Annotated in this window: 12 protein-coding genes and 1 tRNA gene; 10 read left to right on the forward strand and 3 right to left on the reverse strand. The window is 67.0% G+C overall.

What is annotated here, in order from left to right:
* Positions 1–51: 51 nt before the first annotated feature.
* Complete coding sequence (locus NK214_RS02295) at positions 52–1,188, reverse strand: sugar diacid recognition domain-containing protein (protein WP_107800650.1); 1,137 nt, start codon at positions 1,186–1,188, stop codon at positions 52–54.
* A 184-nt stretch (positions 1,189–1,372) separates the two neighbouring features.
* Between NK214_RS02295 and NK214_RS02300 the strand changes: the two genes are divergently transcribed.
* Both NK214_RS02300 and NK214_RS02305 read left to right on the forward strand, forming a co-directional pair.
* Positions 1,373–2,692 (forward strand): MFS transporter, encoded by a 1,320-nt coding sequence (locus NK214_RS02300; protein ID WP_227105050.1) that lies wholly within the window; start codon positions 1,373–1,375, stop codon positions 2,690–2,692.
* A 37-nt stretch (positions 2,693–2,729) separates the two neighbouring features.
* Complete coding sequence (locus NK214_RS02305) at positions 2,730–3,896, forward strand: glycerate kinase (protein ID WP_253313684.1); 1,167 nt, start codon at positions 2,730–2,732, stop codon at positions 3,894–3,896.
* Here the strand turns inward: NK214_RS02305 and NK214_RS02310 are convergent.
* The gene (locus NK214_RS02310) at positions 3,869–4,564 is read right to left on the reverse strand and encodes a S4 domain-containing protein (RefSeq protein ID WP_235086357.1); all 696 of its coding nucleotides are present in this window, start codon (positions 4,562–4,564) and stop codon (positions 3,869–3,871) included. The genes NK214_RS02305 and NK214_RS02310 overlap by 28 nt on opposite strands.
* 136 nt (positions 4,565–4,700) lie before the next feature.
* Between NK214_RS02310 and NK214_RS02315 the strand changes: the two genes are divergently transcribed.
* The 8 genes from NK214_RS02315 (at position 4,701) to NK214_RS02350 (ending at position 16,825) form a co-directional block, all read left to right on the forward strand.
* Positions 4,701–5,417: an SDR family oxidoreductase gene (locus tag NK214_RS02315; protein WP_107800646.1), complete on the forward strand. Its 717-nt coding sequence runs from the start codon at positions 4,701–4,703 to the stop codon at positions 5,415–5,417.
* A 71-nt stretch (positions 5,418–5,488) separates the two neighbouring features.
* A complete protein-coding gene (gene recB / locus NK214_RS02320; RefSeq protein ID WP_253313685.1) occupies positions 5,489–9,082 on the forward strand; it encodes an exodeoxyribonuclease V subunit beta in 3,594 nt (1,197 codons plus the stop codon).
* A gap of 114 nt (positions 9,083–9,196) precedes the next feature.
* Positions 9,197–10,681, forward strand: a complete 1,485-nt coding sequence (gene pap, locus NK214_RS02325; RefSeq protein ID WP_253313686.1) for a polyphosphate:AMP phosphotransferase — start codon at positions 9,197–9,199, stop codon at positions 10,679–10,681.
* A complete protein-coding gene (locus NK214_RS02330; RefSeq protein ID WP_253313687.1) occupies positions 10,656–11,384 on the forward strand; it encodes an ABC transporter substrate-binding protein in 729 nt (242 codons plus the stop codon). Before pap ends, NK214_RS02330 begins: the two co-directional genes overlap by 26 nt.
* A 64-nt stretch (positions 11,385–11,448) precedes the next feature.
* Complete coding sequence (recD, locus tag NK214_RS02335; protein WP_227105036.1) at positions 11,449–13,146, forward strand: exodeoxyribonuclease V subunit alpha; 1,698 nt, start codon at positions 11,449–11,451, stop codon at positions 13,144–13,146.
* A gap of 176 nt (positions 13,147–13,322) precedes the next feature.
* Positions 13,323–14,210, forward strand: a complete 888-nt coding sequence (locus tag NK214_RS02340) for a DUF4743 domain-containing protein (protein WP_107800641.1) — start codon at positions 13,323–13,325, stop codon at positions 14,208–14,210.
* Between the two features lie 377 nt (positions 14,211–14,587).
* The gene (locus tag NK214_RS02345; protein WP_158274340.1) at positions 14,588–14,770 is read left to right on the forward strand and encodes a hypothetical protein; all 183 of its coding nucleotides are present in this window, start codon (positions 14,588–14,590) and stop codon (positions 14,768–14,770) included.
* 192 nt (positions 14,771–14,962) lie between these two features.
* Positions 14,963–16,825 carry an ABC transporter ATP-binding protein gene (locus tag NK214_RS02350; protein WP_107800640.1) on the forward strand — a complete coding sequence of 621 codons (1,863 nt, stop codon included), beginning with the start codon at positions 14,963–14,965 and terminating at the stop codon, positions 16,823–16,825.
* 177 nt (positions 16,826–17,002) lie between these two features.
* On the opposite strand, the gene NK214_RS02355 is transcribed toward NK214_RS02350, so the two are convergent.
* A tRNA-Arg gene (locus NK214_RS02355) sits at positions 17,003–17,079 on the reverse strand.
* Between the last annotated feature and the right edge of the window lie 113 nt (positions 17,080–17,192).

Genomic DNA, 17,192 nt, shown 5'->3' on the forward strand with positions numbered 1-17,192 from the left:
CTCAAGCGCATCGGCCGGTAGCCCGAGGCCGAGGCCGTCGACGAGCGAGTGTCACCCCAGCAGCAGCGCGACGTAGAGCCGGAAACGGTCCTCGTGACGCTGCAGGTCCAGTCCGGTGATGTCGGCGATGCGGCCCAGCCGGTAGTCCAGCGTGTTGCGGTGGATGTGCAGCGCCCGCGCGGTGGCGCCGGGGTGGGACTGGTGGGCGAACCAGGCCTCGGCGGTGCGGCGCAGTCCGCTTTTGCCGGCCTGTTCCAGCCTTTGCAGCGGCTGCCGCAATTGCTGGGCCTGCCAGCCGTGATCCAGGCCGGACAGCAGCACCGGCAGCGCCAGTTCGTAATAGCTGTGCGCCCGCCGCTTGGGCTGCCGTTGCCGGCCGATGCGCGCGGCGGCGCGGGCGCTGAGACAGGATTGGGCCGCGCCGTCCCGCCCCGGCAGCGCAATGCCCATGCCCAGGCGGAAGCCGGGCGCCGCCGTTTCTTCCAGCCAGGCGGCCAGCGCGCGCAGCCGGCGTTGCAGCAGCGCTTCGCGTTCGGCTTCGCCTTCCTCCTCGCAAGCCTCCACCAGCACCAGCTCGTAAGGGCCGGTGGCCGCGCTCAGCAAGCGCGGCCAGCGCGCCGCCAGCGCCGATTGCAGCTGTTGCAGCGCCGCCTGGGCCTGATCGGCGGCCAAGCCCTCTTCGTCCAGTTGCAGGCTCAGCGCCACATGGTGCTGTTCCAAGCGCAGCCCCAGACGCTGCGCCCAGGCGTCCAGCGCCGCGCCGGGCTCGCCGCGTATCCATTCCAGCACAAAGGCTTCGCGTTGGCGCGCGTCGTGTTGCAGCGCCCGCTGCAACTGCGCCTGCTCCAGAATCATCTCGGCGGTCAGCCGCACCAGTTCGCCGAACTGGCGAACCTGCTCCGGCTGGCCGGTCAGGCCGACCACGCCCGCGATGCGGCCGTTCACGTGCAAGGGCAGATTGATGCCGGGACGGGAGCCGTGCAGCTTGCCGGCGGTGGCCTCGTCTATTTCCACCGTGCGTCGTTGCGCCAGCGCTAGCAGCGCGCCGTCGTGCAACTGCCCCAGCCGGCCGGCGTCGCCGCTGCCCAGAATCGCGCCTTGGGCGTCCATCACGTTCACGTTGAACGGAATGATGCGCATGGTGCGGCTTACGATGTCCTGCGCGAGTTCGGCGGTCAGAATGGGCATGGCGCGTCCAGGGTTTGTGCGTTTGCATAATATATTCCGGCAATTCCCGCGCATAAACCAGACGTCTGCACGAAGTATTTTCCGTTGGCGCTGACCAGAATGAGCGACGCGATACAAAAACAATATTCATCAGAACCAAGGAGACGCGCCGGAGGGGGAGCCCCCGCGCGCAGAGGAGATGGATGTGAACCCTAGCGATACCCTGAGCGCGCCGCGGCAGGACATTCTGGCCGGCGCTTACAAGAAAGCCGTTTGGCGGCTGATTCCCTTCATTTTCGTTTGTTATCTGTTCAACTATCTGGACCGCGTCAACGTCGGCTTCGCCAAGCTGGAGATGCTGGACGCGCTGGGCTTGAGCGAAACCGTCTACGGCCTGGGCGCCGGCATTTTTTTCATCGGCTATGTGCTGTGCGGCGTGCCCAGCAATCTGATGCTGCACAAGGTGGGCGCGCGGCGCTGGATCGCCTTGCTGATGCTGGTGTGGGGCACCTTGTCCGCTTGTCTGATGTTCGTGTCCACGCCGCAGTCCTTCTACACGCTGCGCTTTTTCACCGGCGTGGCCGAGGCCGGCTTCTTTCCCGGCATCGTGCTGTACTTCACCCGCTGGTTTCCGGCCGACAAGCGCGGCCAGGTGATGGCGCTGTTCATGTCGGCCATCCCGGTGTCCGGCGTGTTGGGCGGGCCGCTGTCCGGCTGGATGCTGCAGCATTTCGCCGCCGGCCAAGGCGGCCTGGCCGGCTGGCAGTGGCTGTTCCTGCTGCAAGGCCTGCCCACGGTGTTGCTGGGCCTGGGCGTGTATTTCTATCTGAACGACGGCATCGCCGAGGCGCGCTGGCTGAGCGCGGAAGAGAAAGCGGCGATGCGGCAGGCGCTGATCGACGACGAGGCGCGGCGCTCGGCGCAGCGGCCGGTGGAGCAGTCCTTCGCCAGCGTGCTGCGCAACGTCAATGTGTGGATGTTGGGCGCGATCTATTTCGCCATCCAGATGGGGGTGTACGCGATCAACTTCTGGCTGCCGTCCATCATCAAGGGTCTGGGTTTCCAGAGCGCCGGCGTCATCGGCTGGCTCAGCGCGCTGCCTTATCTGGCCGCCTGCTTCTTCATGGTCTGGGTCGGCCGTTCCGGCGACCGGCGCGGAGAACGCCGCTGGCACGTGGTGCTGCCGCTGCTGATGGGCGTGCTGGGCTTGCTGATGGCGGCCAATAGCGGCGGCGCGGTCTGGCTGTCCATGCTGGGTCTGAGCCTGGCCACCATGGGCGCGCTGGCCGGCCTGTCCATGTTCTGGCCGCTGCCCACCGCCTTTCTCGGCAGCGCGGCCGCCGCCGGCGGGCTGGCCTTGATCAATTCGCTGGGCCAGGTGGCCGGCTTCGTCAGCCCCTTCCTGGTGGGCTGGATCAAGGACCTGACTCACAGCACGGATCCGGCGCTGTACATTCTGTCCGGCGTGATGCTGGCCGGCGCGCTGCTGGTGCTGCGGATTCCGCCGCGGCTGGTCAATCGCTAATATCTTGCCATCGTCGTCTCTTGTGATTGAAAACCGCATGAAAATCGTGATTGCCCCGGACTCCTACAAGGAAAGCCTGAGCGCGCTGCAGGTGGCCCAGGCGATAGAGGACGGCTTCCGCCAGGTGTTTCCCGCCGCCCGCTACCACAAGCTGCCGATGGCGGACGGCGGCGAGGGCACGGTGCAGGCGATGCTGGACGCCCTGGGCGGCCAGTGGCGCGAGGCGTCGGCGCGAGGCCCGCTGGGCGAGACCTTGTCCGCGCGCTACGGGCTGACCGCGGACGGCGTGGCGGTGATAGAAATGGCCGCCGCCAGCGGCCTGGCCTTATTGCCGCCGGAACGGCGCAACCCCTTGCTGACCGGCAGCCACGGCACCGGAGATCTGATCCGCGACGCGCTGGACGCCGGCGCGCGCCGCTTTGTGCTGGGCATAGGCGGCAGCGCCACCAACGACGGCGGCGCCGGCATGTTGCAGGCGCTGGGCGCCAGGCTGCTGGACGCGGACGGAGGCGAACTGCCGGCCGGCGGCGCGGCCTTGGCGAGCCTGGCGCGGCTGGAGCTGTCCGGGCTGGACCCGCGGCTGGCGGCCTGCCGCATCGACGTGGCCTGCGACGTGGACAACCCCCTGACCGGCCCGCGCGGCGCGTCGGCGGTGTTTGGGCCGCAGAAGGGCGCGACGCCGGCGATGGTGGCGGCGCTGGATGCGGCTTTGGCGCATTTCGCGGTCTTGATGGAGGGCGAGTCGGGCGTGGCCGCGGCCGAGGCGGCCGGGGCCGGCGCGGCCGGCGGCATGGGCGCCGCGCTGCTGGCCTGCCTGGGCGGCCGGCTGCGTTCCGGCAGCGCCATCGTCGCCGAGGCCGTCGGCCTGGACGCGGCGTTGGCCGACGCCGATCTGGCGGTGACCGGCGAAGGCCGCATCGATAGCCAGAGCGTGCAAGGCAAGACGCCGATAGGCGTCGCCCGCGTCGCCCGGCGTCATGGGGTGCCGGTGCTGGCGATAGGCGGTTGTCTGGGCGCGGGCAGCGAACTGACCCACGCGCACGGGCTGGACGCGGTGTTCGCCGCGGTCAGCCGGCCGTGCAGCCAGGAACAGGCCTTGGCCGAGGCCGCGGACAATGTCAGCCGCGCCGCGCGCAACGCGGCGGCGGCGCTGGCGCTGGGCATGAAGCTAGGTTCTCAGAAACGCTCGAAGTCCGGCACATAACGCCACTGCCCGGCCGCCAACTGGCCTATCGCCAGCCGGCCGATGCGGATGCAGCGCAGCGCCAGCGGGCTGACGCCCAGGCCGGCGCAGATATCGTCCAGCCAGCGCGCGTCGCGCGCCGCGAGCACCAGGCGCAGTTGTCGGTCGCTCTGGCGCGAGACTTTGAGTTCGCGCGGCGGCTTGCCGCCGGGGCGCAGGCCGCTCTGTCTTTGTTGCAGTTCGGCGGCGGCGGGCGCGGCGTCGACATTGATCAGGAATTCCAGCTGGCAATCGGCCAGCCGCTGCGCCAGCTTGCGGTCCTGGGTCAGCGCCACCAGGCCGTGGGCGCGGTCGGCGACGGCGCCGACACCTTGCAGATGCTGGCGATGGCGCGGCAGCCAGCTCAGCCCGCTGACGTCGCCCGGCATCTGGCTGTCCGGGCCCAGCAGGGACAGCGGCTCGGCGCCGGCCGGCTTGTGCAGCAGCAGGGTGACCGCCGCGTCGCGCTGCGCGTCGGGCCGGCCCAGGAGTTCGACGCGCTGCTGCGGCTCCACCCGGCTGCCCAGCGCGGTGACGATCTGGCCGTCCACTTTCACCAGACCCTGCTCGATGCAGGCGTCGGCTTCGCGGCGCGTGCACAGGCCCAGTTCCACCATGCGTTTTGAAAGTCGGATTGCGGCGTCGCTCATTGTGTCAGGCCTTGAATGCGGGGTTCGGGCGGCGATTATCCCCTTTGCCGGCGTGGCCGACAAATTTGACGAATCAGGTATCCTTCTCGTCTGTCACTGCCGCGGAACCGCCGCGCAGATTCATTTTGGAGACGCCGTGAATATACTGATCATTGGAGCGAGCCGGGGCCTTGGCAAGGCTTTTGTGGAAGGATTGGGGCGGGAGGGCGACCGCGTGATCGGCGTTTCCAGGCGCAGGCCGGAAGACCTGAAGCCGCCGGCCGGCGTTGCGCTGGACTGGATAGAGGCCGATTTGTCCAAGCCGGCGCTGGCCGTGGAGCAAGTGATGAGCGCGCTGCCGGAACGGCTGGACGTGGTGATGTGCAATGTGGGGATCTGGGAGCGGGAGGCGTTTGAGTCCTCCTATGCGTTTTCCCGCTGTTCGGATCTGGAGCTGATGGAAGTGGTCCAGGTCAATATCGCTTCGACGATTCTGCTGCTCAAACATCTGCTGCCGCGCATGTCGGGCGCGGCCAAGCCGCAGCTCATCCTGACGGGGTCGACTTCGGGCCTGCCGCGCAGCGGCCGTCCCGAAGTGGCTTTCGCCGCCAGCAAGTTCGCCTTGAGCGGCATGGCCGACGCGCTGCGGGAGGAGTACCGCGCGCAGCGCCTGGCCGTGACCTGCCTGCAATTGGGCTACCTCAATACGGAGGATGATTTGTCCGTGCCCCGCGAGCACGCCGCCGAGCGCGGCGCCGGCCAGCTGATCCCGCTGCACGACGTGGTGAGTCTGACGCGCGCCTTGCTGAATTTGTCCGACGCCTCCTTCGCGCGGGAAATCGTCCTGCCCGCTATCCTGGACGAGCGCTTCTGAATGCGGACAAGCGATGCTGGCCCCGATGACGGGTCGTTTAAATGGCCGAATCGCATTAAAGTGTCGCCATCATGAGCCTGCTTCCCCAAGCGCTGGACGCGCTGAACTGCCCGCTGAGCGGCATCAACCTGATCGAAGCCTCGGCCGGCACCGGCAAAACCTGGACCATTGCGGCCCTGTTCGCCCGGCTATTGCTGGAAGAGCGCGACGGTCAGCCGCCGCCCACCGTCGATCAAGTGCTGGTGGTGACCTATACCAAGGCCGCCACCGCGGAGCTGCGCGAACGGCTGCGCCGGCGCTTGAGCGAGCTGGCGCAGACGCTGGCCGGAGAAGGCGAGGCCGGCGGCGATCCCTTTCTGTCGGCGCTGGCGGCGCGTTTTCCGCCCGGCGCGGCGCGGGAGCAGGCCTCGCAGCGGCTCAAGGCCGCGATCACCGGCTTCGACGCCGCCGCCATCTACACCATCCACGGCTTCTGCCAGCGGGTGCTGACCGACGCCGCCTTTGAAAGCAGCCAGACCTTCGAAGCCGAACTGGTCAGCGACGACGAGGAGCGCTTGATCGAAATCGTCGACGACTTCTGGCGGCGGCGGGTGGTGGACGATCCCTTGCTCGCCCAAGTGCTGGTGGACAACGGCGAAACGCCGGACGGCTGGCTGGCGGACATCCGGCCCTATCTGTCCAAGCCCTATCTGCGCATGCGCGCGCCGCACGTGGCCGGCCTGGAGCGCGCCTTGCTCGCGGTGGAGCGGGGCTGGCGGGCGCTGGCGGCGCGGCCGGAAGGCGCGGCGGAGGCCGCCGATCTGCTGCGCGCCGCCGTCGGCTTCAACGCGCGCAGCTACAGCCCGGCCATTATCGAACGCGCCATCGGCGCCCTGGACGGCCTGCTGGCCGCGCCGGAGACCACCCCGGTGCTGGACAAGGAGAGCCGCCGCCAGCTGGACAAGCTGCTGCCGGCCTCGCTGGCCAAGGGCATGAAGAAAGGCCACGCCGCGCCGGAGCACCCCTTGTTCGCCTTGACGGAGGCCTGGCTGGGCGCCTGGGACGCTTATATGGAAGAGGTGGCGCTGTCGGTGGCGCAACTCAAGCTGGAGCTGATCGCCTGGACCAATGAACAATTGAGCGCGCGCCGCGTGGGGGAGCGCAGCCGCAGTTTCGACGACCTGTTGACCGATCTGGGCGCGGCGTTGACCGACCCGATCAGCGGTCCGCTGCTGGCGGCCCACGTGGCGCGCAGCTTCCAGGTGGCCTTGATCGACGAATTCCAGGACACGGACCCCATTCAGTATTCCATCTTCCGACATTGCTTCGTCGCGCAGCGGCGGCCGGTCTTCCTGGTGGGGGATCCGAAGCAGGCGATCTACAGTTTCCGCGGCGCCGACATCTTCGCCTACCTGGCGGCGCGTAACGACGCGCAACATCATTACACGCTGGACACCAACCGTCGCTCCGAGGCCCCGCTGGTCAGCACCGTCAACGCGCTGTTCGCGCGGGAACTGCCGTTTCTGATCGAGGGCATCGCCTATCAGCCGGTGGCGGCGCAACCGGCCTCCGGCGGGCGGCTGGACATCGACGACGACAGGCCGCCGTTCTGCTTCCAATGGCTGAGACCGGAGACCGAGGGCAGGGCCGCCAGCGGAGAAGCCGCCGCCGAAGGGGCCGCCGAGGCCTGCGCCGACGAGATCGCGCGTCTGCTGGCGCTGGCCGCGGTCGACCGCGCCGCCATCGTCGCCGGCGAGGCGCGCCGGCCCTTGGCCGGCGGCGACATCGCCGTGCTGGTGTCCACCCATCGTCAGGGAGACCGGGTGCGCCAGTCCTTGGCCGAACGCGGCGTGGCCAGCGTGGCGCTGACCCAGGAGAGCGTGTTCGCCAGCCGCGAGGCCGGCGAGATGCTGGCCTTGCTGCGCGCCTGGGCGGAGCCGGCCAGCGAGGCGCGGCTGCGCGCGGCGCTGGTGACCGAGCTGGCCGGGGTCGACGCCGGAGAGTTGCTGGCCCGGGTGGAGGACGAGGCGCGCTGGGAAGCGCAGCTGCAGGCCAACGCCGCCGACCACCTGCTATGGCGGGAGCGCGGCTTCATGGCCGCCTGGCGGCATTTCTTCGCACGGGAACGGGTGGCCGAACGCCTGCTGCCGATGCCGGACGGCGAACGCAGGCTGACCAATCTGTCTCATCTGGCCGAACTGCTTCAGCAAGAGAGCGATCAGCGCCAGGGCATGGCGCCGCTGCTGGGCTGGCTGGAAACGCGGGTGGCGCAGCCGCCGGGCGGAGAGGAGGCGGTGCTGCGGCTGGAGAGCGACGCGGCCCTGGTCAAAATCGTCACCATCCACACCGCCAAGGGCCTGCAATACCCGGTGGCCTTCTGTCCTTTTTTGTGGGGAGGCGCGCTGGAGCGACGCGACGCCGCGTTCTGGCGCTACCACGCTCAGGATCAATCCTGGCTGGCGCCGGACGCCGCGGCAGACGCCGAGGTGAAACTGGCGGCGCGCAGCGAACTGTTGGCGGAGAAACTGCGTCTGCTCTATGTGGCGCTGACCCGGGCGCAATATCGCCAATACCTGTGCTGGGGCTGGGTGCGCGGCATGGAGACGGCGGCGCTGAGCTGGCTGCTGCACGGCCGCGACGCGCGCGCCTTGCCGGAGCTGGAAACGCTGGAACTGGACGACGCCGTGCTCAGGCGGGAGCTGGAGGCGTTCGCGGCGACGGCCAACGCCGCCGCGGCAGGCGCTTGCGCGGTGCTGGAGGAGGACGGCGTGCGGCCGGCCTTGGCCGCGCGGCGCGAAACGGGGCGGGATTATCAGGCTCAAGCGTTCACGCGCCGGCTGGCCGCGCCGTGGCGGGTGGCCAGCTTCACCTCGCTGACCCACGCGCAGGCGGCCGGCAAATGGCAGGAGAGCCCGGACCACGACGCGGGCCAGCCCGCGGCGGCGGCGGAAGCGCCGGAGCCGCCGGCCCTGGATCGTTTCGGTTTTCCGCGCGGGGCCAAGGCCGGCACCTGCCTGCACGAGATTTTTGAAACCATCAGCTTCGGCGTGGACGACGCCGGCCTGCGTCAGGCGGTGGAGCGGGCCTTGGCCAAGCACGGCTTCACGCCGGAGTGGGCCGACGCCGGCTGCGAGATGGTGGCGGCCACGCTGAACGCGGAACTGGATCCGGGGGTGAGACTGGCCGAGGTGCCGGACGGCAAGCGGCTGGTGGAGATGGAGTTCATGCTGCCGGCGCCCAGGCTGGAGGTGGCTAAGCTGGCCGCCATCCTGTCCGCGCCGGAACACGGCCTGGCCGCGCCCTTGCGCGCGGCGGCGGCGCAACTGGACTTTTCCACCGTGCGCGGTTTTCTCAAGGGTTTCATGGACCTGGTGTTCGAGTCCGACGGGCGCATTTATCTGGTGGACTATAAATCCAACCACCTGGGCGGGCGGCGCGAAGACTATCGCGCCGAGCGGCTGGCGGAATCCATCGCCCAAGAACATTATTATCTGCAATACCTGATTTACTGCGTGGCCCTGCGGCGCTATTTCAGCGCGCGAGGCGTGGACTTCGCCGCCCGCTTCGGCGGCGTGCGTTATCTCTATCTGCGCGGCGTCGGCGCCGACGCTTGCGGGATCTGGAGCGATCAGCCCGCGCCGGCCTTGCTGGAGGCGCTGGACCAATGGTTCGCCGGGCATGCGTAGGAATGCGGAGTGCGCAAGCCGCGGTCATGGGACTAAGCTGAACTATCTGAAGTGGAACGCGGCCGGAAGGGGAGAGTGGCGCCGGGCGCGGGCCGACAATAACAAGGACGCATCATGTTCGAATCCGCCGAAATCGGCCATAGCATCGATAAAAAGACATTCCGGGAAGCCATGCCCAAATTGCGCGAGGCCTTGCTGGACCTGCAATACGATTTGAAGGAGAAAGCCGATTTTCCGGTGCTGATCCTGATTCACGGCTTCGACGGCGCCGGCCGCGGCGAAACCATGAATCTGATCAATGAATGGCTGGACCCGCGCCTGATCGACACCGTGGCCTTCGCCGAAGCCAACGACGACGCCCGCGCCCGGCCCTGGATGTGGCGTTACTGGATGCAGCTGCCGGCCAAGGGCCGCATCGGCATGTTCTTCGGCTCCTATTACTCCGACGCCCTGTTCGACCGGGTGTTCGCCCGCAGCGACCGCGACGCGCTGGACAAGCAGATCTTCGACATCCTGCGCTTCGAACGCATGCTGACCATGGACGGCGCGCTGGTGCTGAAGTTCTGGTTCCACCTGACCCGGGAGCAGCAGCACAAGCGGCTCAAGCAGATGGAAAAAGATCCGGCCAGCAGTTGGCGCGTGACCAAGACCGACTGGGAGCATTACGAGCGCTACGACAAGATACGCAAATCCGCCGAGCACATCCTGCGGCTGACCAATACCGCCGCCGCGCCCTGGGTGGTGGTGGACGGCGAGGACGCCAATTACCGCAGCCTGACCGTGGGCAACACCCTGCTCAACGCCATCCGCAACCGGCTGGCGCAGGCGCAGGGGTCGCAGGCCGAATTGATAGACGCGCCGCCGCTGCTGGCGCCGATAGACAACAAGCTGTTGCTGGACACCCTGCAACTGGACCAGCCCATGGACAAGGCCGAATACAAGGCCGAGCTGGAAAAACTGCAAGGCCGGCTGCACCGGCTGACCCGTCACCCGCGCTTCGCCCAGCATTCGCTGGTGCTGGCTTTCGAAGGCAACGACGCCGCCGGCAAGGGCGGCAGCATACGCCGCATCACCCAGGCGCTGGACGCGCGGCGCTACCGGGTGGTGCCCATCGCCGCGCCCACCCAGGAAGAAAAGGCCAAGCCCTGGCTGTGGCGCTTCTGGCGTCATATGCCGGGCAAGGGCGGCATCACCATTTTCGACCGCACCTGGTACGGCCGGGTGCTGGTGGAACGGGTGGAGGGCTTCGCCAAGGAGGCGGACTGGATGCGCGCCTATTACGAAATCAACGATTTCGAGCATCAGCTGAGCGAAAACGGCGCCGTCATCGTCAAATTCTGGCTGGCCATCAGCAAGGACGAACAGATGGCGCGTTTCAAGGGCCGCGAGGAAACCGGCTTCAAGCGCTTCAAGATCACGGAGGAAGACTGGCGCAACCGCGACAAATGGGACGCCTACAAGCTGGCCGTCAGCGATATGGTGGACCGCACCAGCACCAGCAAGGTGCCGTGGACGCTGGTGGAGGCCAATAATAAATACTATGTCCGCATCAAAATTCTCAAAACCATTTGCGATGCGCTGGAAGCCCGGCTTGCTTGAGCGCGGCGTCCGGCTGATCGCCTTGCTGCTGGCGATGCCGGCCGCGGCCGCGCCCGGCTTGCGCGCCGGCGTGGCCAACGACAGCTTCGGCCCTTTGTACAGCGCCCAGGACGGCGCGCTGGCCACCCAGTACCGCGCCGCGCTGGAGCTGATCGGCCGGCACAGCGGCGTCCGCTTCGAGCTGGAGTACTATCCGTCGTCGCGGCTGCAGCAATTGTTCGAGGTGGGCAAGGTGGACGTGGAAGTGGGCGTCAATCCGTCCTGGCGCGCGCTGTCGCCGGTGGCCGGCTTCTACACCCGGCCCATCGACGTGCAGACGCTGCGGCTGTGCTTCGCTCCCGGCAAGCGGCGCAAGGGCGCGGCGCCGGCCAGCCTCAGCGGCCTGAGTCTGGGCGTGCTGCAGGGGCGCAGCTACCCCGTGCTGGAAGCCGGTTTCGCCAGCGGGCAATTCAAGCGGGTGGAGGCCGCCAGCGAAAGCGATCTGATCAGCGGTCTGCGCCAGGGCAGCATGCAGGCCATCGTCTTGAGCCAGCGTCAGCTGGACTTGCTGCTGAACCGCGCGCCGGAGGCGCAGCCCTGCGCGGCGGGCGACGTCGTGGGCAGCGTGTCGGTGATGCTGCGCCTGCATCCGCAATATCGGCAACTGTTGCCGCAATTGGACAAGGCGATTCAGCAGCTGCAAGATAGCGGCAAATTGCGCTGAAGCGCTTCGAGTCTCCCCATTCCGGCTCCGCGTCGCGGAGCGCAAAGCATCCGGATTCCAAGCCATGTCTGTCCAGCAAGCCCTGTTGCCCGCCGAACTCGCCCACTTGTTCGCCCGTCTCGATCCCGGCGTGGACGAGGCCGCGTTGGCGTTGATCCACGAGCTGGCCAGCGCCAATCAGGCCGGCCACGTCTGCCTGCCGCTGGCGCAGCGTCCTGAGCGCAAGGCCTTGCAGGCCAGCGCGCTGGTCGGCCGCCCCGGCGACTACGCGCCCCTGATCCTGGACGCCGCCGGCCGGCTGTATTTCGCCCGCCACTGGTTCGACGAAGCGCGGCTGGCCGAGCGCCTGGCCGCGCTGGCCGAGCCGGGACCGGCTCCGGACGGCGCGCGCTTGCGCCCTTTGCTGGAGGCTTTGTTCGGCGCGGCGTCCGCGGCGGGTCCGGACCGGCAGAAGCTGGCGGCGGCCCTGGCGGCGCGTCAGCGCCTGATGATCATTTCCGGCGGTCCGGGCACCGGCAAGACCACCACCGTGCTCAAGCTGCTGGCCTTGCTCGCCGGCCTGTCGCCGCGGCCGCTGGTGATGGCGATGGCGGCGCCCACCGGCAAGGCCGCCGCGCGGCTGTCGGAGTCGGTGCGCGGCGCGCGCGCGCGGCTGGACCTGGCCGAGGATACGCTGCGGCAATTGCCGCAGCAGGCGCAGACGCTGCACCGCTTGCTGGGCTTGCGCCCGGGCGCGGCGGCGCCGCGCCATCACGCCGGCAATCCTTTGCCGCTGGACGTGCTGGTGGTGGACGAGGCGTCGATGATAGACCTGTCCTTGATGGCGCGCATGGTGGAGGCTTTGCCGTCGCAGGCGCGGCTGATTCTGCTGGGCGACCGCGATCAGCTGGCCTCGGTGGACGCCGGCGCGGTGCTGGGCGATTTGTGCGCCGACATCCATTACCGTCCGGATACTCTGGACTGGCTGCGGGCGAACTGCGGCGAAACCCTGCCGTCGACGCCGGGCGCGGGCGGCAAGCTCACCGATTGCGTGGCGCTGCTGACCCACAGCCATCGTTTCGGCGCCGATTCCGGCATCGGCGAACTGGCGCGGCGGGTGAACGCGGGCGACGGCGTCGGCAGTTGGGCGGTGCTGCAGGACCCGGAGTGGGGCGATGTGGAAGCGGTGCCGGCCTTGGAGGCGGCGGAGGTGCTGGCGCGCTGGCGGCCGTATTGGCGGGCGGTGCGCGCGGACGCGCCGCTGGCCGAGCGGCAGCAGGCTTTCGCCGGCTTCATGCTGCTGGCGGCGGAACGGCGGCAGGTGGAGGCCTTCAATCTGCGCGTGGAGCGGCAACTGGAGGCCGACGGCGACAAGCCGGCCGGCCGCGACTGGTATCCGGGGCGGCCGGTGATGATCAGCGAGAACGATTACGGCCTGGGCCTGTTCAACGGCGACATCGGCTTCACGGTGCAGCGCGAGGCCGGCTTGCGCGTGGCCTTTCCCGGCGACGACGGCGGCTGGCGCGAATTCGCCCCCGGCCGGCTGCCGCAGCACGACACCGTGTACGCGATGACAGTGCACAAAAGCCAGGGGTCCGAGTTCGGCGAGGTCTGTCTGCAGCTGCCGGAAGCGGCGGGGCCCTTGCTGAACCGGGCGCTGGTGTATACCGCGATCACCCGGGCGCGGGAGCGCTTCCTCGTGTCCGGCGCGCAGCCGGTGTGGGAACAGGCGGCCGTCGCGGCGCCGCAGCGTTACTCGGGGCTGGCTGATAAATTGAAATGACAAAGTCGTTAAATTGTCTGGGCGGAGGGTTTGCCGAAGCGGCCGCCGAGACAATTCCGCAACATCCCAACGCAAAATAATCTGTTTATTTGCCGGCTGTTACGCCAGATATAGTCAAAGCCCAAGAAGCATCCTAAGATGCAGCCTTCCCGAAACACATCGCAGCGGAGTCGGCAATGCAAGTGGATGCGGTTCTGGCCTATCTCGACAAGATCACCCGTTTTGATCGTCAGCAATTCACGCCTTTGTATATCGGCAAAGAGCGCTTGGGCTGGGTCAACGCGGCGTGGAAGGAACGCTTGCTGAACAGCGAATCGCAGCTGTTCGAGGAGCAATACCAGAAACTGCATTGCCGGCTGGACGGCAGCTACCGCAGCATCAGCCACGCGCTGGCGCAGGCGGCGCGGCGCTGGCAGCAAGCCGGCTGGCTCAATGGCTGGCGCAATGAAAACTTCACTGCCTTCCGTCACGACGGCTCCCCTTATTTCGAACTGGAACGCGCCGCTTTCCGCCCGCTGGGCCTGACCAGCCGCGCCGTGCACCTGAACGGGCTGACCCGTTTGCCGTCCGGCGAAGTGCGGATGTGGGTGGGGCGCCGCAGCCCGCACAAGGCGGTGGACCCCAATCGTATGGACAACCTGGTCGGCGGCGGCGTCGCCGCCGGCGAAACCATAGAACTGGCGTTGGAGCGCGAGGGGTGGGAAGAAGCCGGCGTGCGCCGCGAGCAGGTGCGGGATTTGCCGCAATCCAGCTTGCTGCTGGCCGAGCGTCCGGTGCAGCGCGGCCTGCACCGCGAATGGATTTACGCTTTCGATCTGTGGCTGGACGCGGGGGAGACGCCCTGTAACCAGGACGGCGAGGTGGCAGAGCACATCCTGACGCCGTTCGCCGAAGTGGAACGCCTGCTGTTGGAAGAGCGCTTCATGATAGACGCGGCCCTGGTCGCCAGCGATTGTCTGGCGCGCCACGGCTATTGGGGAGAGCGCACCCCGACGATAGACGCCGCCTTGGCGCGCATCCGCCACCCTCAGCGCAGCGATGTGCACGCCTTGACCTCCTGCTGATTCCCTTGCCGCGCCGGGACGCTCTTCACAGTGGCCGGCGCGGCTCTCTCGCTATTGTTCTATCCGTTTATATTACATCTGCGTGAATTAATTCAGGAATCTTTGCCTGATGCCGCCGGTAATGGGTAGAATCATTCTCAAGAGCGGAAAAATCCGTCAATAAATGCCAAGGGCCCTTGGCCCGCGCTGTTTCCCGCGTCAAATACTCGTGTCGTTAAGCGCCGCCGTCCGCGAAACGGCGCTTGCTTCGCGTAAAATTATGTCAATGGTTTGTTTTTGGCGAAATCAAGGAAACATCGGCATGGCGAGTTTCTCACTTTTTGCCGGCGGTGAAAGCGGACGCCGCGGCCTTGGGGGGCGCAAGGGGGATGTATCGTTTGAAACTGATCTCGGAGCAGTTCGGCGTTGACGACAGCGGGCCGCTGCATCCCAGCCAGGAACAAGCGCGGCGGGCCGCGCTGGTGATGTGGAACGTTTATCGCGGCCAGCTGCGCATCGAGATTCACCGCGTGGTGGACCTGCGCAGCCGCAAGACGGAAAAGCTCGAGGAGTTGTGCTGACTGTCGCGTTTTAGCCAATGTAGTTGCCTACAAATCAACCCTGTTCGCGCTTATTGGCTGAATATGACAAATGCGGGCATGGTTGACGCCAACTTTCCATTGCGCGATTTTCAGCGCTTGGCTATTGTCCTACTTCCCATTAAACCCAAAGCAGGCGCGGCTCAAGAGGCGGCCTCTGCACTGGAGCGATCTTTGTTCAACTGGTTCGAAAAGCGGATCCATCCGTATCCCGACACGTCTCCGGCCCAACCTCCCAAGGGCTTTTTCCCATTTTTGTGGTTCTGTACCCGCGGTCTGCGCGGCCTGATTGCGGCCGTCATTTTGCTGACCGCCGGCATCGGCGCCTTCGAGGCCTTGCTGTTCTCCATGCTCGGTTCCGTCGTGGACTGGCTGAGCGCGGTCAAGCCCGCGCTGTTGTGGGACGCGCAACGCCATAATCTCTTGCTGCTGGCGGGCATCCTGCTGGCCAGTCCCTTGCTGATCGCCGTGCAGGCGCTGATCAAATACCAGGGCCTGTCCGCCAACTTCCCCATGCTGCTGCGCTGGAATTTTCACCGCCACCTGCTGCGGCAGAGCATGAATTTCTATCAGGACGAATTCGCAGGGCGGGTTTCCGCCAAGGTGATGCAGACCGCGATCGCGGTGCGGGAAACGGTGATGATCGTCGCCGACATCCTTGTGTTCGTGGTGATTTACTTCGTCACCATGATCGCCGTGGTCGGCAGTTTCGACAGCCGTCTGCTGTGGCCCTTCCTGGCCTGGCTGGCCTTGTACGTGGCCACGCTGTACTTCTTCGTGCCGCGTCTGGGCCAGGCCGCCACCGCCCAGGCCGACGCGCGCAGCCTGATGACCGGCCGCATCACCGACGCCTACACCAATATCGCCACGGTGAAGCTGTTCTCGCACGCCCAGCGCGAGGCCGGCTTCGCCCGCGGCGCGATGCAGGAATTCCTGGCCACCGCCTATCGCCAGATGCGTTTGATCAGCGGTTTCGAAATCATCAACCACAGCCTGAGCATGTTGTTGATCGCCAGCACCGCCGGCGCCACCTTGTGGCTGTGGAGCATGGGCGAAGTCGGCGTCGGCGCGGTGGCGGCGGCCACCGCGATGGCGCTGCGCCTGAACGGCATCTCGCACTGGATCATGTGGGAGATGGCTTCGCTGTTCGAACAAGTGGGCACGGTGCAGGACGGCATCGCCACCCTATCGCGCCCGGTGCTGGTCAATGACAGCGCCGACGCCAAGCCCTTGGCGGTGAAGCAGGGCGAGATCCGTTTCGATCAGGTGGATTTCAGCTACGGCGGCAGCAAGAGCGTGATCGAACAGCTGTCGCTGACGATACGCCCGGGCGAAAAGATCGGCCTGGTCGGCCGCTCCGGCGCGGGCAAATCCACCATCGTCAATCTCTTGCTGCGCTTTTACGATCTGGACGGCGGCCGCATTCTGATCGACGGCCAGGATATCGCGCGGGTGACGCAGGACAGCCTGCGCGCCCAGGTGGGCATGGTGACGCAGGACACCTCGCTGCTGCACCGCTCGGTGCGCGACAACCTGCTTTACGGCAGGCCGGACGCCGACGACGCCGCGATGGAAGCCGCCGCACGCCGCGCGGAGGCGCACGACTTCATCCTGACCTTGACCGATCCCAAGGGACGCGTCAGCTACGACGCTCATGTCGGCGAACGCGGGGTCAAGCTGTCCGGCGGCCAGCGCCAGCGCATCGCCATCGCCAGGGTGATGTTGAAGGACGCGCCCATCCTGCTGCTGGACGAAGCCACCAGCGCGCTGGATTCGGAAGTGGAAGCGGCGATTCAGCGCAGTCTGTATCGGCTGATGGAGGGCAAGACCGTGGTGGCCATCGCCCACCGGCTGTCCACCATCGCGGCGATGGACCGCTTGATCGTGCTGGACAAGGGGCGCATCGTGGAAGAGGGCGACCACCGCAGCCTGCTGGCCAAGGGCGGCCTGTACTCGCGGCTGTGGGCGCATCAGAGCGGGGGCTTCCTCGGCGAAGAGGACGACGACGCAGCGGAGCCGGTGGCGACGCTGGCCTGAGGCCGAGCCAAGGCCAAGGCGAGAGAGCGGGACGCGCAAGCGGCCCGCTTTTTTCATTGCGGAGACGGGAAGACGGCTGCGGCGACGCAGGACGCGTTTAGACGAAAACGCGGTTTCGGCGCACGTCGCGGAAAAATAATGGGAAAAAGCGGAAAAACGGAAAATACTGAGATGTTGTGGCGCACCCGACAGGGATCGAACCTGTGACCTTCAGCTTCGGAAACTGACACTCTATCCAACTGAGCTACGGGTGCGCTGTGCTTGCTTTGAGGCAGGCCCGCATCATAGCGCAACTTCCTTACCCGAGTCCAGTGTATGGTTTTGCCTTGCCTTCAGGCTTACCGTATAATTATCCTATTTTAAATGT

It is taken from the genome of Chromobacterium sp. S0633, assembly GCF_024158805.1.
Lineage (GTDB): Bacteria > Pseudomonadota > Gammaproteobacteria > Burkholderiales > Chromobacteriaceae > Chromobacterium.